Here is a 12,862-nt window from a genome sequence, read left to right as displayed (position 1 = left end):
GGAGGGACGTCCACGACCATGAGCAAGCCACTGAAGCAGATCCATCTGGCCGCCCACTTCCCCGGCGTCAACAACACCACCGTGTGGAGCGACCCGAGGTCCGGCAGCCACATCGAGTTCAGCTCCTTCGTGCACTTCGCACAGACCGCCGAACGCGCCAAGTTCGACTTCCTGTTCCTCGCCGAAGGCCTGCGGCTGCGCGAACAGGGCGGAAAAATCTACGACTTGGACGTCGTCGGCCGCCCCGACACCTTCACCGTCCTCTCCGCGCTCGCCGCCGTCACCGAGCACCTCGGCCTGACCGGCACCATCAACTCCACCTTCAACGAGCCCTACGAGGTGGCCCGCCAGTTCGCCAGCCTCGACCATCTCTCCGGCGGACGCGCGGCCTGGAACGTCGTCACCTCCTGGGACGCCTTCACCGGCGAGAACTTCCGCCGCGGCGGTTTTCTGCCGGAGGAGGAACGCTACTCCCGCGCAAAGGAGTTCCTGGCCACGGCGAACGAACTGTTCGACTCCTGGCGCGGCGACGAGATCCTCGTCGACCAGGACACCGGCACCTTCCTGCGCGACGCCAAGGCCGGTGCCTTCGTCCACACCGGACGGCACTTCGACATCCACGGGCAGTTCAACGTCCCCCGCTCTCCGCAGGGCCGCCCCGTCATCTTCCAGGCCGGCGACTCCGACGAGGGCCGTGAGTTCGCCGCCGCCGACGCCGACGCGATCTTCAGCAGACACGCCACCCTGGAAGCCGGCCAGGCCTTCTACACCGACGTCAAGCGTCGCCTCGCCACATACGGCCGCCGCCCCGACCAGCTGCTCATCCTGCCCGCCGCCACCTTCGCGCTCGCCGACACCGACGCCGAGGCCGAGGAACTGGCGTACGAGGTGCGCCGTCAACAGGTCAGCGGCGCCACCGCCATCAAGCACCTGGAACTCGTCTGGAACCGGGACCTGTCCTCCTACGACCCGGACGGACCGCTCCCCGACATCGACCCGGACGTCGGCGACGACCACATCGCCAAGGGCCGCGCCCAGGTCCGCATGTACCGGGACCGCCTGGCCATCGCCCGCGAGTGGCGCGAGCGCGCCGCCGCGTACAACTGGTCGATCCGCGACCTGGTCATCGAGCTCGGCAACCGGCAGACCTTCATCGGTTCGGCGGAGACCATCGCCCGCACCATCAACGAGTTCGTGCAGTCCGACGCCAGTGACGGCTTCATCCTCGTGCCGCACCTCACCCCCACCGGCCTCGACGAGTTCGCCGACAAGGTCGTCCCGCTGCTCCAGGAGTGGGGCGTGTTCCGCACCGAGTACGAGGGCCCGACCCTCCGCGACCACCTCGGCCTGGCCCACCCGGACGACGCCCGCGACCGGGAGGCGGCGTCATGAAGCCCCTCGCCACCACCCTGGTCATGCACCGGCCGACCCCGGCCGGAGCAGCCGCAACGCCGCACCCACGGCTGCCCCTTCTCTGAAACCCACTCTTGGGACGGCCCCGGCGAAGACCGCACGGCACCCCTTTGCCGGACACCCGCGCCAAGAGCAGAGCCATGCCGCTCGAGGCCGTCCCGGCGATGTCACCGGCATCCACCAGCACTGTTCGCTGGACCCTTGCCGGGCGGAGCGAGAACCACCCGGGCCGGGCGACGGCCCGGCCCGGACCTCGTCATGCGCGAGCAGGAATGCCGGCCGTGAGCGTGCTGGTTATTCCGGATATGACCATTGGATTGGCACTTTCTCCCCAGGACCGGATCGACACCATGGTGCAGCTCGCGCGGGAAGCCCGCGAGGCCGGACTGCATTCCGTGTGGTTCGGGCAGACCTTCTCGTACGACTCTCCCTCGCTGGCCGCGATCGTCGGCCGCGAAGTGCCCGGGCTGCACGTCGGAACGGCTGCGGTTCCCATCTTCGGCCGTCATCCGCTTCTCCTCGCCAGTCAGGCCCAGACAGCCCAGGCGGCCACCGGCGGCCGCTACCACCTCGGGCTCGCGCTGGGCGTCAAGACGCTGACGGAGGCCGGTTTCGGCATCCCGTACGAGCGCCCCGTCCTCCTGCTCCGGGAATTCCTGACAGCCCTGCGCCAACTCGTCGAGACGGGCAGCGCCGACTTCCACGGAGAGCTGCTGACCGCCACCACACCCCTGCCGGCGGCGGTGCCGGGCGCCGAACCGCCGGTGCCCCTTCTGGTCGCCGCCATGGGGCCACAGGCGCTTCGCGTCGCCGGTGAACTCGCGGACGGCATCCTTCCGAACCTGGCCGGCCCGCGCGCGCTCGCCGAGCACATCGTCCCGGCCCTCACCGCCGCGGCCGAGGCGGCGGGCAGACCGGCGCCGCGTGTCGTGGCCGTGGTGCCCGGCGTGGTCACCGCGGACGTCGAGGCCATGCGGGAGAAGGCGACCGAGGCGCTCGCGATCTATGAACGGGTCCCCTCCTACCGGCGGGCCATCGAGCTCTCCGGGGCCACCCGGGCCGCCGACCTGGCCGTGATCGGGGACGAGGAGACCGTCGCCGCCGAGGTACGGCGGTACCGGGAGGCCGGGGCGACGGAGGTGCTGTTCACCTGGACGGACCTGGGCGGTGAGGCCGACCGGCGCCGCACCTGGAAGCTGCTCGGAGAGCTGGCCACCGACTGAAGCGTCGCACCCGGAAGGAGGAACCGGAGGCTTGTCCGGTTCCCCCGACTGTGTGAGACCTCGTGAGGCGTGAGAATGCCCTGACGGGTGAGCGAGACACCGTCGAACATCCTGCGGTACCGCTTGACGACCAGACCAGATCCTGGTCCTGATCCGGGCCCCTCGCCGGGGACCGCGTGACACAGGCTGCAGAAGGTGCCCAGGTGAGTCCGCACCGGTCCACAACGGGTGCATAAAGCCGGCTCGGCGCCGCCCCGCCTGGTGGAGTCCGCACAGTCGGTGACAGCGGCACAAGAGCGTGGTCAGGCGTGATCCCTTGTCAGTGAGCTCCTGACGGGGCCGTCGGCCGGGATCCGGAGAAGAAGGAGGACAACGTCCGGATCGGCACGATCGGCCTGATCAAGGCGATCGACTGCGTCGAACTCTCACGGGAGCTCACTTCTTCGCCGTCTCCTGCCTCGTCGGTGAGAACAAACGGTTCCTCGGCCTGCCCGGCCTGCCGCGCACCTGGACGGCGGACACCCCCGCGAACCGCGCATCAGGCACCGTCTCGCCGTTTTGGCCCTTGTATCCGTGCAACCCGGTCGTCCTGGGACCGGCGTGCGGCCGGGCCGGGACGGGGTCATGCCGCCATGACACCCACGAGGAGAGCAGCCATGGATCATTCCCGTGCCCCCGTGCTGGAGGCACTGCAGGAGTTCCGGCGCCGTGGCGACATGGTGTACGGACCTCCCGGCCACAAGCAGGGCCTCGGAGCCGATCCCCGCGTCCTCGACATCGTGGGGGAGGGCGTCTTTGCCTCGGATGTGCTGTCCCTGAACGGGCTCGACGACCGTCGCGAGTCCCAGGGGGTGCTCACCCGGGCGGAAGAGCTGATGGCCGACGCGGTCGGCGCGGAGCACGCCTTCTTCTCCACCTGCGGCAGCTCCCTGTCGGTCAAGACCGCGATGCTGGCGGTGGCCGGACCGGGCGAAAAGCTCCTCGTTTCGCGCAACGCTCACAAGTCCGTGGTCGCCGGCGTGGTCATCAACGGTGTGCACCCGGTATGGGTGCACCCGAAGTTCGACACCGAGCGGCACCTGGCACATCCGCCGGAGCCGGACGACGTACGCCGGCTGGTGCGGGAGCATCCGGACGTCAAGGGAATGCTGCTGATCACGCCCACGGACTGGGGCTCGTGCGCCGACATCCGCGGCGTCGCAGCCGTCTGCCACGACCACGGGATCCCCCTGATCGTCGACGAGGCCTGGGGAGCCCATCTGCCGTTCCACCCCGACCTGCCGGCCTGGGGCATGAATGCCGACGCGGACCTCGTCGTCACCAGCGTCCACAAGATGGGCGGTGCCGTGGAGCAGAGCTCCGTCTTCCACCTCCAGGGCACTCGAGTCTCACCCGAGGTGCTCAAGCAGCGCGAGGACCTCCTGGGCACCACCAGCTCGTCCTCCCTGGTGTACACCACTCTCGACGGATGGCGCCGCCACATGGTCCAGCACGGACATGACCTCCTGGACACGGCGCTGCACCGCGCGGCACGCATCCGCGAGGCCGTCACCGGGCTGGACGGCCTGCGTTTGATGGGCCCGGAAGTCGTCGAACAGGGACTCACGGCGGAGCTGGACCTGCTGAAGATCACCATCGATGTGCGGGAGCTCGGCATCAGCGGCATGCAGGCCACCGAGTGGCTGCGCGACCACTGCCATGTCGACATCGGTTCCTCCGACACCTGCCGCATCAGCGCACAGATCACCCACGCCGACAACGACCGGACCGAGAGCCTGCTCATCGACTCTCTGCATCGCCTCGTCGGACATGCCGGCACCATCGAGCAGCGGCCCCCGGTACACCTGCCCGAGCCCCGTGCGCTGCAGCTCGAACAGGCCATGCTTCCTCGGGACGCCTTCTTCGCGAGCGCCGAGCACGTCAGGGCCCAGGACGCCGTCGGACGGGTCGCGGCCGAGACGATCAGCCCCTACCCGCCCGGTGTCCCCGTCGTGGCACCCGGCGAGGTCATCACCCGGGAGGTCGTCGACTACCTGACCAGCGGTGTGGCCGCCGGCATGCTCGTCCCCGACGCTGCCGATCCCAGTGCCGAGACCCTGCGGGTGACGACCCGATAGGTGGTCATGAACGAACCATGCGACTCGGCACGAGGACGGCCCTGGCCTGCGCTCGACTTCCGCGCGGGGGCCCACCTCTCCTCGCGCGTGGTCGGCGCGTTCCCGTGGTGACACAAACCGGAGGACCGCCATGGAGTCGGATGACCAGATCATGCGGGGGCCCGGTGAGCGGAGAGTCGCCGAAGCGGCGGAACGGATCGTGGCCGAGGGCCGCCCACGGCTGCACCGCACCTGGACGTCCTTGGTGGCCACCTCACTGCTGGGCGGTCTCGACGTCGGTGTCGGTGTCCTGGCGCTGCTGGTCGTGCGGTACGAGACCGGCAGCGAGCTCCTGGCCGGACTGGCCTTCTCCGTGGGGCTCATCGCTTTGCTGCTCGGGCACAGCGAACTGTTCACGGAGGGATTCCTGGTGCCCGTCGCCACCGTCATCGCGGGCGCGGCCACCTGGCTGGACCTGGCACGGCTGTGGGGAACGGTCCTGGTGATGAACCTGATCGGCGGGTGGGCGTTCATGTGGGTGGTCATGCAGGCCCACCCGGACCTGCACCGCATCGCGGCTGCCTCGGGCGCGCAGTTCGTCGACGGAGGGTACACACTGGGTACCTTCTGCCTCGCTGTGCTGGGCGGCGGCGTCATCACGCTCATGACCCGCATGCACCATGGCAGTGAGTCCATGACCGGAAAGATCACCGCATCGGTCGCCACCGCGTTCGTCCTGGCCGGGCTCGGGCTGTGGCACTCGGTGCTGGACTCCCTCATCGCGTTCGCCGGCCTGCACACCGGCAGGACGTCCTACGGTTACCTCGACTGGCTGGAGTGGCTGGCCTGGGCGGTTCTCGGCAACGTCGTCGGCGGTCTTCTGCTGACCACGGCACTGCGCCTCATCCGCAGTGTCCCGGTGCTGAACGACGACAGCGCGCACACCGGTTCCTGGAGCCCGCGAAGCCGGTGACGATCAAGCGCGGCCATCAGCCGACCAGAACACCCCGGCGTTCCCGCGGTCGAAGTACGACCTGGCTTCGCGGCACCGACGCACCGCAGTCCTGCACGCCCCGCGGCGAGGAGGAACGAGGAGGAAACGGAGCACGAGCTGCACACCGCATGCGGCCAAGTGGAACCGAGCAGCGCAGGGGCATCCGAGCGATGCCGGCCCGTCCAGGTCGGAGCGTGACCCTCCTGTACCGCCGGGAACCACCCGTCGGTGCGCTTTCCTCGCGCCACGTCTGCCAATGGCATGGGTCGCCCGGGTTTCCCCGGGAACCCGGCAGCGGCCAGAAGCAAGCACCACTCGCAGGAAGAGGCCGGGCGTGCGGATCCGCAGCAGCCTGAACTACGGCGCAGCGACAAGGGTGCGGCCACTCCGGAGGACAGCCGCCAGTTGAAGGCGGGTCAGGCGAGCGGCGACGCGAGTGGGCGTCCGCACGGCACGGACAAGGGCGCCGAGGGCGGAGGAGAGGGCGGCGGAGTGCCTCCGGCACAGCATCCCGATCACCCTGAGCCTCCTGCGGCATCCCTGCTCAACGGCCTCCGAGGGGCCGTCGGGTGTGTCCGGAAGGCAGCGGACTGGCACGGTTCACCGGGGGAAGGGACGTGCCGGACCCGGCGCTCCGATCGGCGACGACCACGGCGTTCAGTGCCCGCAGGACGAGGTGCCTGCCACGTGCCGCACGTGGGCACAGGCCCTGGACCGGACGACCGCGCCCGGACGGGGAAGGGGTGCGATCGGGCAGAGCACGCGAGGCAGCCGTGAACATGCGCCGGATACTGTTTCCTCGGACCCACGAGGGCTCCGGAGGCACCGGACGCACCGCACCGGGAGGAACCGGAGCCGTCGGTTCCCCCAACTGTGTGAGAGCCCGTGAGACGTGAGAAGGTCTGACGGGTGAGCGAGACACCGTCGAACATCCTGCAGTACCGCTTTGACGGGCCGGACCAGGCCCCGGTCCTGATCCTGGGCCCCTCGCTGGGGACCACGTGGCACATGTGGGACCGGCAGGTCCCCGAACTGGCGAAGCAGTGGCGCGTCTTCCGGTTCGACCTGCCGGGACACGGCGGCGCGCCCGCGTATCCCGCCGCCTCGGTCTCCGACCTGGCCACCCGTCTGCTGGCCACCCTGGACAGTCTCGGCGTGCAGCGCTTCGGTTACGTCGGCTGCGCGCTCGGCGGCGCCATCGGCATCGAGCTGGCCCTGCGTCACCCCGAGCGGCTCGCCTCTCTGGCGCTGATCGCCGCCTCGCCCCGCTTCGGCACCGCCGACGAGTTCCGCCAGCGCGGGGTGGTCGTCCGCACCAACGGGCTCGACCCGATCGCCCGTACCTCCCCGGACCGCTGGTTCACCAGCGGTTTCGCCGCCGCGCAGCCCGCGATCACCGAGTGGGCCGTGCAGATGGTGCGCACCACCGATCCCGGCTGCTACATCGCTCTCTGCGAGGCCCTGGCCACCTTCGACGTCCGGGCCGAACTCGGCCGTATCGGTGTCCCCACACTGGTCCTGGTCGGCTCCGAGGACCAGGTCACCGGCCCCGCCGAGGCCCGCACCCTGGTCGCCGGCATCCGTGACGCCCGTCTGGCCGTCGTGCCCGGGGCCTCCCACCTGGTGCCGGTGGAGCAGCCCGCCGCCGTCACCGACCTGCTGGTCCGGCACTTCTCCACCACCTGGCAGCTGCCCTTCGAGTCGACCACCGGCCAGATGATGGTCGTCCCGCCGCAGGGCCAGCCGGTCATGGCCGCCATGGCCGCGCCTCCTCCGCAGGCCGCGCCCATCGCCGAGATCGCCCCGGTGGAGCAGCCGGAGCAGCTGGCGGGCGGACCGGACACCTACGAGATCGGTCTGAAGATCCGCCGCGAGGTGCTGGGCGACGCGCACGTCGACGGTGCGCTCGCCGAGGCCGAGGACTTCTCCGGCGACTTCCAGGACTTCCTGACCCGGTACGCCTGGGGCGAGATCTGGGACCGGCCCGGCCTGGACCGGCGCACCCGCAGCTGTGTCGCCCTCGCCGCCCTGGTCGCGGGCGGTCACTTCGAGGATCTCGCCGCCCACACCCGGGGCGCCCTGCGCAGCGGCCTCACCCCGGACGAGATCAAGGAGGTGCTGCTGCAGACGGCCGTCCACTGCGGCCTCCCCGCGGCGGGCAAGGCCTTCCGGGTCGCCCAGCAGGTCATCCGCGAGGAGACGACTCCCCCCGTGTGAGCGTCCGGCCGGGCACCGGGAGCACGGGCAACCGGGAGCACGGGCAACCGGGAGCACGGGCACGGGGAGTTCGGGCGCGGGGAGCACGGGCACCGGAAGCGACTGCGCCGTGCGACCCGCGCGCCCGGTGCGCGGCAGGATGGGACGCATGAAGCTCACGAAGAAGTCGCACGCCTGCGTCCGCCTGGAGAAGGACGGGCGGACGCTCGTCATCGATCCCGGTGGCTTCAGCGAGGAGGACGCCGCGGTCGGCGCGGAGGCGATCCTGGTCACCCATGAGCACCCCGACCACTTCGACGAGGGACGCCTGCGCGCCGCCCTGGAGGCCAACCCGGAGGCCCGGATCTGGACCCTGAGGTCGGTCGCGGAGCGGATCGCCCCCGCCTTCCCGGGCCGTGTCCACACCGTCGGCCACGGCGACACCTTCACCGCCGCCGGTTTCGACGTCCAGGTCCATGGGGAGCTGCACGCGGTGATCCACCCGGACATCCCGCGCATCACCAACGTCGGCTACCTCATCGACGGCGGCCGTGTCTTCCACCCGGGTGATGCGCTCACCGTGCCCGGCTGCCCGGTGGAGACGCTGATGCTCCCGGTGATGGCGCCCTGGAACAAGATCTCCGAGGTGATCGACTACCTCCGTGAGGTCAAGCCGCGGCGTGCCTACGACATCCACGACGCCCTCCTCACCGATCTGGCCCGTCCGATCTACGACCGCCAGATCGGCGCCCTGGGAGGCTCGGAGCACCTGCGGCTGACCCCGGGCGCGTCGGCGGAGATCTGAGCCCGACGCCGCGCACGCCGGCCCGAGCCCCCGCGGGCACGGGGCTCGGGCGGGAGGCGGTGTCGGCGGCGCCGGGTAGGTTGTGGGGCATGCGCATCGCGACCTGGAACGTGAACTCGATCACCGCCCGCCTGCCGAGGCTGCTGGCCTGGCTGGAGAGCAGCGGCACGGACGTGCTGTGCCTGCAGGAGGTCAAGGTCGCCGAGGACAAGTTCCCGTACGACCGGCTGCGGGAGCTGGGGTACGAGGCGGCGGTCCATGCCACCGGGCGGTGGAACGGCGTGGCGGTGCTCTCCCGTGTGGGCCTGGAGGACGTGGTCAGGGGTCTGCCCGGCGACCCCGGGTACGAGGGTGTCGAGGAGCCCCGTGCCGTCTCCGCGACCTGCGGCCCGGTCCGTGTCTGGTCGGTGTACGTGCCCAACGGCCGCGAGGTGGACCACCCCCACTACGCCTACAAGCTCCAGTGGTTCGAGGCGCTCAGGGCGGCCGTCGCGGGCGACGCGGCCGGCAGCCGTCCCTTCGCCGTCCTCGGCGACTACAACGTGGCGCCGACCGACGACGACGTCTACGACCGGGCGGCCTTCGAGGGCTCCACCCATGTCACCCCGGCCGAGCGGGCCGCCCTGGCCGCCCTGCGCGAGACCGGCCTGACGGACGTGGTCCCGCGGCCCCTGAAGTACGACCACCCCTTCACGTACTGGGACTACCGCCAGCTCTGCTTCCCGAAGAACCGCGGTATGCGCATCGACCTGGTGTACGCCAACGAGCCCTTCGCGAAGGCGGTCACGGACGCCTATGTCGACCGCGAGGAGCGCAAGGGCAAGGGTGCCTCCGACCACGCCCCGGTCGTGGTCGACCTCGACGTGTAGGTCCGGTGGCCCCGGCCGCGGCACGACGCCGACGGGGTGCGGGGTCCGCGTGCCCTGTGGTGTCCCGGCGGTTCGGGTGTCACCCTGGGGTCATGGGCATCCCTTTCCTGGGCAGATGGCGCAAAAGGCGGAACGTCTCCCGTGGCGTCGCCGTGCTCTCCGGGGAGGGCGACAGCGGCGCCGGGCTGGCGCAGCTCCTCTCCGAGTGCGAGCTGCTGCGCTCCCAGGTGGCCGAGGAGGGCCTGCGGCTCGACGACTCCGTGGCCTCCCTGGAGGCGCTGGACCAGTTGCTGCCGCGTTGGCGTGACGACGAGGAGACCCTGCCCTGGCTCGGCAATGACGCGGGGCTGTATCTGGGCACGGTCGTGGTGCGGACCGTGCCCGGCGCCGAGTGGGAGATCGGGGCGGAGGGCCGGCCGGTGGTCCGGCTGGCCTCCGGCCGTGAGATCGACGTGGTGACGGCCGGTCAGGAGTGGGCGGTCGGCGGGGTGCCCGGGCTCTCGCAGCTGTACGCGGAGATCGCGGAGGCCTGAGAAGCCCGCCTTTGGCCGGTGCCGTCGGCGGAACGGGCTTTCTGCCCACCGGCGGGTTCCGGTGCGCCGGGCCTCGACTACGATGGTGCGCTCGTCCCTGTGGTGACGGCGATCCGGCCCACCGCCACCGGGACGGGGACGCTGTCGCCGGGTCAGGTGCCCCCACGGCCCTTCGACCGCAGGGGGCAGCAGTCCATGGAGCCATACCCGGCCGGCGGCAGCCGGAGATCACTGCTCGCGCAGCGGAACGGACACATGGGACGGATCGTTCGCCGGTGAGGAGAAGGTCAGCTGCGCGCCGGGCGGGTTGTGCTCGAGGTAGAGCGGGTCGACGGTGTCGACGACCAGGGCGAGCCGGTGCCCGGCCGGGAGGTCGTAGGCGGTGGTGTACAGCGGCAGGTCCACGGTGAACGGCGTACCGGGCGTGCGGCCGTGCCAGGTGTACGGCGCATGGGTGATCAGCTTGCCGATGCCGAGCGGGCCGACGTCGTAGAGATGGGCGACGAAGGTGCCGCTCTCCTTGGCCGGGGTGAGCGTCGTGTGCAACGTCGCGGTGCCGCGCACTTGTTGGGGCGTGGCACAGGTCTCCGACTGCCACACCGCGGCCCAGCGCCGGGGGAGCAGCGGGATGTACGCCGTCGGAGGGATCCGGGCCGCCTGGTCGAGCAGGCCGGACAGGAAGGTGATCCCGCCGTTCGCACCGGAGTCGACCCCCGCGTGGATCGTGGCCGAGCCCGTGAGGGCGAACTTCCTGCGGTCGGCGCTCACCGACTTCCAGTCCGGGTGGCTTTCGTGACCGCCCGAGGAGCGGGGCTCGATCCGTACCGGCTGCTCGCGGTCGATGCCGTTGTCCCGGCCCTTGAGGTGGTGGTCGAACCAGCGCCGGGTGCTGGTCCACACGTCGTTGGGCAGCCCGAACAGGCCGGGGAACTCCGAGGTGGCGTGGTCCCCGGGACGGAGCTCCAGTCTCTTGGGGCCCGTCAGCCGGTTGTAGAAGTCGACGGTCTGGTTGGGCGGGAAGACGGTGTCGCCCCAGCCTCCGGCGAGGAACACCGCCGTGCCGTTGGCGTTGAGCGCGTCGGCGTAGGTCGTGGGTGAGCGTTTCCTTCCCCAGTCGAGCAGCTCCTGCTCCTTGGCGGGGTCGGCGGCGAAGAAGGCGTCGAACGCCCGGCGGGTCTCGGGGCTCTCGCGCCCGGTGAGGGCCGCCGCGCCGCGGAGCAGGGCCGCCGCCTGGATGTGCTGGGTGCGGCCCGAGTAGATCGAGCCGGTCAGGTCGCCCCAGCCGCTGAGCGAGGCCACCGCCTTGATCCGGGGGTCGTGCTGGGCGGCGAGCACGCTGATGCCCGCGCCGTAGGAGACGCCCGCCATGCCGATGCGGCCGGGGTCGGCCGGGGTGTGGGCGAGGGCCCAGTCGATCACCTTGGAGGCGTCCGCCCAGTCCTGCGGACCGGCGACGTCCACCTGTCCCCCCGACTGCCAGAATCCCCGCACGGTGTAGGTGACCACCACATAGCCGGAGTCGGCGAGCTTCTGGGCCGGGGCGAGGTACTGGATCCGGGGGAAGCCCCAGCTGGTGGGGAGCACGATGAGCGGATGGCCGCGGGAGCGGCCGGCGTCCGCCGGGGTGACGACGCCGGCCTTCAGGACGATGCCGCCGTGGCCGGGGATGTCGACGAAGCGGATGCCGCCCGAGGCGGCCTGTGCGGCGGGGGCGGCACCGAGGGCGCTGCCGGCGATCAGGGCGGCCGACACGGCACCCGCGGCGGTCGTGCGCAGGGCCTTGCGGTTGAGTCCCACGGGCACTCCTCACGCGTACCGGTGAAGGTGGCCCGACGGTAACCGCTCTCGCCGCCCCGAAGTAACCCGCCGGTAAGTTACGTGCTGGTAACGCTTGGTGAAGCCTCGGCCTCGGAGGCCGGCGGGGGAGTCTGGGCCGCACGGGTCACGTCCGCGACGAGTTCGACCACGTCCGGGCCGTACGCCTGGGAGTTGACCACCTTCAGCAGCAGGACGAAGGAGCCGTTCTTGTACTTGCGGGCCAGCCGCTCGTGGTTGCGGGCGAGGTAGCGGGTCGCGGCCTGGTTGTCGATCGCGAGCTGTCCGCAGAACAGGAAGACCGGCCGGGCCGGGAAGCGGCGCTCCCCGGCGGTGAGCCGGGCGAGCAGGACGTACTCGCTGCGGCCCGCGTCGAGCCGGTAGCACTTGTCGCCGATTTGGAACGCGCCCCGGTCCGGGCCGGGTTCGGTGTCGGTGTTCACCTGCACGCCGGGCAGCAGGGACGAAAGGTGCGCCGCCATGCGGCGGTTGGAGGCCGGCCCGCCGACGCAGAACTCGGTGCGCTCGCCGAACCCCTGCTGGGCAGCATCGTGCGCGACGACCTGGAAGCCCGCGTTGCAGTCCTTGACGAGCGCGGACAGCTCCAGCAGGGCGAAGACGTCGTGGCGCGTCACCGTGGGCTTCGCGCCGCCCGCCTCGCGGTTGACCACCAGCAGGCACTCGGAGTTGTCGGGCAGCCCGAAGAAGGCCTGCTTGCGGCGCAGTGTGCGTCGCCACAGGCAGGTGCGGGCCAGCCAGCCGAGTGCGGCGCTGATGCCCGCCGCCACCAGCCCCAGGACGATCTCACGCACGCCTTCGCTCATGGCCGGGGATGCTAGCGGCTTTGGGCGTACCGGTGTTCGACACCCGAATGGCCCTGTTGTTCTGACGGGGTCATGGCAGTGACACTAAGCTGCG

The 12,862-nt window shown here is 71.0% G+C and carries 10 protein-coding genes; 8 read left to right on the top strand and 2 right to left on the bottom strand.

All coding sequences use genetic code 11. The annotated features are described in order from the left end of the window. Window positions 1-18: 18 nt before the first annotated feature. The 8 genes from ABD224_RS08410 to ABD224_RS08375 all read left to right on the top strand — a co-directional run bounded on the left by ABD224_RS08410 (window position 19) and on the right by ABD224_RS08375 (window position 10,129). A complete protein-coding gene (locus ABD224_RS08410; RefSeq protein WP_344048551.1) occupies window positions 19-1,392 on the top strand; it encodes an NtaA/DmoA family FMN-dependent monooxygenase in 1,374 nt (457 codons plus the stop codon). 326 nt (window positions 1,393-1,718) lie between these two features. Beyond that, window positions 1,719-2,636 carry a TIGR03564 family F420-dependent LLM class oxidoreductase gene (locus ABD224_RS08405; RefSeq protein ID WP_344048549.1) on the top strand — a complete coding sequence of 306 codons (918 nt, stop codon included), beginning with the start codon at window positions 1,719-1,721 and terminating at the stop codon, window positions 2,634-2,636. Between the two features lie 656 nt (window positions 2,637-3,292). Then, on the top strand, window positions 3,293-4,753 hold the full coding sequence (locus tag ABD224_RS08400) for an aminotransferase class I/II-fold pyridoxal phosphate-dependent enzyme (RefSeq protein WP_344048547.1): 1,461 nt from the start codon (window positions 3,293-3,295) through the stop codon (window positions 4,751-4,753). A 130-nt stretch (window positions 4,754-4,883) separates the two neighbouring features. Further along, window positions 4,884-5,705, top strand: a complete 822-nt coding sequence (locus ABD224_RS08395; protein ID WP_344048544.1) for a formate/nitrite transporter family protein — start codon at window positions 4,884-4,886, stop codon at window positions 5,703-5,705. A gap of 930 nt (window positions 5,706-6,635) precedes the next feature. Next, window positions 6,636-7,943 carry a bifunctional 3-oxoadipate enol-lactonase/4-carboxymuconolactone decarboxylase PcaDC gene (pcaDC, locus tag ABD224_RS08390; protein ID WP_344048542.1) on the top strand — a complete coding sequence of 436 codons (1,308 nt, stop codon included), beginning with the start codon at window positions 6,636-6,638 and terminating at the stop codon, window positions 7,941-7,943. Window positions 7,944-8,091: 148 nt separating this feature from the next. Further along, complete coding sequence (locus tag ABD224_RS08385) at window positions 8,092-8,727, top strand: MBL fold metallo-hydrolase (protein WP_344048540.1); 636 nt, start codon at window positions 8,092-8,094, stop codon at window positions 8,725-8,727. A gap of 89 nt (window positions 8,728-8,816) precedes the next feature. Next, complete coding sequence (locus tag ABD224_RS08380) at window positions 8,817-9,596, top strand: exodeoxyribonuclease III (RefSeq protein ID WP_344048538.1); 780 nt, start codon at window positions 8,817-8,819, stop codon at window positions 9,594-9,596. A gap of 92 nt (window positions 9,597-9,688) precedes the next feature. Continuing rightward, window positions 9,689-10,129 (top strand): DUF6278 family protein, encoded by a 441-nt coding sequence (locus tag ABD224_RS08375; protein WP_344048536.1) that lies wholly within the window; start codon window positions 9,689-9,691, stop codon window positions 10,127-10,129. A 228-nt stretch (window positions 10,130-10,357) separates the two neighbouring features. Here ABD224_RS08375 and ABD224_RS08370 read toward each other — a convergent pair whose 3' ends face one another. Next, window positions 10,358-11,926, bottom strand: a complete 1,569-nt coding sequence (locus tag ABD224_RS08370; RefSeq protein WP_344048534.1) for a CocE/NonD family hydrolase — start codon at window positions 11,924-11,926, stop codon at window positions 10,358-10,360. A 77-nt stretch (window positions 11,927-12,003) separates the two neighbouring features. Further along, window positions 12,004-12,768, bottom strand: a complete 765-nt coding sequence (locus ABD224_RS08365) for a hypothetical protein (protein ID WP_344048532.1) — start codon at window positions 12,766-12,768, stop codon at window positions 12,004-12,006. Window positions 12,769-12,862: the final 94 nt, after the last annotated feature.

This window comes from Streptomyces thermoalcalitolerans, from assembly GCF_039525155.1.
Taxonomy (GTDB): Bacteria; Actinomycetota; Actinomycetes; order Streptomycetales; family Streptomycetaceae; genus Streptomyces; species Streptomyces thermovulgaris.
Note: the sequence above shows the minus strand (reverse complement) of the source record. Positions and strands in the feature narration are given on the sequence as shown.

Coding starts and splice junctions, on each gene's coding strand:
- ABD224_RS08410 (WP_344048551.1), top strand. CDS start 19: ATGAGCAAGCCACTGAAGCAGATCCATCTGGCCGCCCACTTCCCCGGC.
- ABD224_RS08405 (WP_344048549.1), top strand. CDS start 1,719: ATGACCATTGGATTGGCACTTTCTCCCCAGGACCGGATCGACACCATG.
- ABD224_RS08400 (WP_344048547.1), top strand. CDS start 3,293: ATGGATCATTCCCGTGCCCCCGTGCTGGAGGCACTGCAGGAGTTCCGG.
- ABD224_RS08395 (WP_344048544.1), top strand. CDS start 4,884: ATGGAGTCGGATGACCAGATCATGCGGGGGCCCGGTGAGCGGAGAGTC.
- ABD224_RS08385 (WP_344048540.1), top strand. CDS start 8,092: ATGAAGCTCACGAAGAAGTCGCACGCCTGCGTCCGCCTGGAGAAGGAC.
- ABD224_RS08380 (WP_344048538.1), top strand. CDS start 8,817: ATGCGCATCGCGACCTGGAACGTGAACTCGATCACCGCCCGCCTGCCG.
- ABD224_RS08375 (WP_344048536.1), top strand. CDS start 9,689: ATGGGCATCCCTTTCCTGGGCAGATGGCGCAAAAGGCGGAACGTCTCC.
- ABD224_RS08365 (WP_344048532.1), bottom strand. CDS start 12,768: ATGAGCGAAGGCGTGCGTGAGATCGTCCTGGGGCTGGTGGCGGCGGGC.